General features: G+C 73.8%; 2 protein-coding genes. Both read left to right on the forward strand.

The genetic code is table 11. The features are described from left to right. A partial coding sequence (locus tag G3I53_RS28115) for an SSI family serine proteinase inhibitor (protein WP_164438912.1) occupies nt 1-402 on the forward strand: 402 nt, incomplete at its 5' end. Nucleotides 403-652: 250 nt separating this feature from the next. After that, nucleotides 653-2422: PAS domain-containing protein (locus G3I53_RS28120; RefSeq protein ID WP_343240702.1), on the forward strand; the 1770-nt coding region annotated here is incomplete at its 3' end.

A 2422-nucleotide genomic window follows, 5' to 3' on the forward strand; every position in this document is an offset into this window, starting at 1 on the left:
GCCGTCTCCGCCGCCGCGCTCGCCACGCTGTCCGCGGCACCGCCCGCCGCGTCCGCGCAGGAGGGCGACCGCCTCACCGTCACCGTCCGCGACGCGGGCGAGGGCCTCGACGGCACGTACGAGGTCACCTGCCGGCCCGGCCGCGGCAGCCACCCCGACCCCGAGGGAGCCTGCGCCGCCGTCGAGCGGAACACCCGGTGGGGGCAGGACACCTTCGCCCCGCCGCAGCGGGACGCGATCTGCACCATGCAGTACGGAGGCCCGGCCACCGCCCACGTCACCGGCACCTGGGCCGGGCGCCCCGTCGACGCCACGTACGACCGCAGGAACGGGTGCGCGATCGACCGCTGGGACGCGCTGGTCCCGCTGTTGCCGGCGGTGGGTTCGGCGACACCTTCGTAACGAAGCCCGGAAACCGGGGCGCACGGTACGTAAAGGGCCGGTGGCGGCGGAGGCCGTGTCGCCGCAGGCCGTCACGTGTTCTGCGCGATCCGGACATCGGATCGCCGTCACTTCGTCGTGCGACCTCCCTCTCATCCGGCGCCGCGGCCGCAACCCCAGCCCTTAGACTCCCTCGCGTGACACGCTGCGGGCAGGTTGGCAAGATGGCCCGAGCGGTCGGCACATCGCGGTAACAGGGAGGAAGCGTCTCGTGAGCAGCAGGCCATCCCGAGGCGCTGCTCGCCTCGCAGCCATACTCGACGCGCTTCCCGACGCCCTCGTGCTGGTCAACGCCAACGGGACGGTCGTCAACGCCAACACCATCGCCCTGGAGGCCTTCGAGACGCCGGGCACGGCGCTGGTGGGGCGCGGACTGCTGGACCTGCTGCCGGAGTTCGACTCCAAGCTCATCCCCGGTTCCATGCGCCGCCCGGACCACATCGACCCGCGGGCCCGCACCAAGCCGACCCGGATGACCGCCCGCCGCACCGACGGCTCCGAGTTCCCCGTCGAGGTCACCAGCGCCAACCTGGAGACCGGCCAGCAGGCCTACGACAATTACGGCTACACCGGCGACGAACTGCTGATGCTCGTCGTCCGCGACCTGTCCGGCACCGTGGACACCGAGGCCGAGCTGGCGCGCTCGCAACGGCAGACCGAGATGATCCTGCGCGCCGCCTCCGAGGGCGTCGTCGGCACCGACACCGACGGACGCATCGTCCTGGTCAACCCGGCCGCCGCCCAGATACTCGGCTACCGGGCCAGCGACCTCGGCGGACGCGAGCTGCACACCCTCGTCCTGCACTCCCGCGCCGACGGCTCCCCCTTCCCGTACGACGAGTCCCCGCTGGCCGACACCCTGCGTTCCGGGCGCAAGCACCGGGTGCGCGGGCAGGTCCTCTACGCCAAGAACGGCGACAAGCTGCCGGTCGACCTGACGACCGCCCCCGTGCGGGACGGCGACCAGCTCGTCGGCGCGGTGATGACCTTCACCGACCGGCGCTCCTACGACGCGCTCGTCAAGGAGAAGGAGGACGAGGCGCAGCGGCACGCGGAGGAGCTGGAGCGGCTCGCCGAGGAACACGCCTCCGAGCTGACCGCCCTGCGCCAGAGCCACGTCGCCGAGCTGGAGGAGCTGACCGAGCGGCACGCCGAGGAACTCGCCGCGAACGAGGAGCGGTACGCCGCCCTCGGCGAGCGGGAGAAGGACCGCTACGAGGCGCTCACCGCCCGGCACGACCAGCTGCTCACCCTGCTCGGGCAGTCGCTCCGCGGCCCCCTGGACGAGCTGCGCCGCGAGCTCTCCGCCCTGGCCGCCGACGACGCCGGACAGTTGTGGCCCGAGGCCAACCAGGTGCTGCACCACCTGTCGGCCGGCTACGCCCGCATCACCACCCTCATCGACAACGTCCTGGGCTACCAGCGGCTCGACATCGGGGCCGAGCAGGTCGCCCGCACCAAGGTGATGCTGGACGCCGTCGTCGCGTCCGGGGTGGACGGGGCGGTGGAACTCATCGGCCCCGGGCGGGTGCAGTTCGCCGTGCACGCGCCGCGCATCGAGGCGGAGGTCGATCCCCGCCTGCTCGCCACCGCCCTCGCGCATCTCGTCGCGGACGTGGCCGGGGTCGACGCGACCGGCAACACGCCCGTGTCGGCGGGCGGTTACCTGGACAACACCGTGGTGGTCGCGGCGGCCCAGCGCGGCGAGGTCGTCCGCATCGAGGTCCGCGGCCCCTACAGCGGCGGCGACCCCGTGCACGAGCCGATCGTGCGGGGCATCGTGCGGGCGCACGGAGGTGTGCTGCAGACCCACGAGGTGCCCGGGATGAGCGGCAGCGCCTTCGTCCTGGAGGTGCCGATCGGCGGCGGCGCGGGGGCCGTACCGGCCGCCGAGGTGGAACTCGCCGGGCCCGCCGCGGCGCGGGACGCCCAGGACACCGGCCACGACGCGGCGGCCCAGCGGCCCTCCGGCGGGCGCCGG

The organism is Streptomyces sp. SID14436, from assembly GCF_010548465.1.
Lineage (GTDB): Bacteria > Actinomycetota > Actinomycetes > Streptomycetales > Streptomycetaceae > Streptomyces.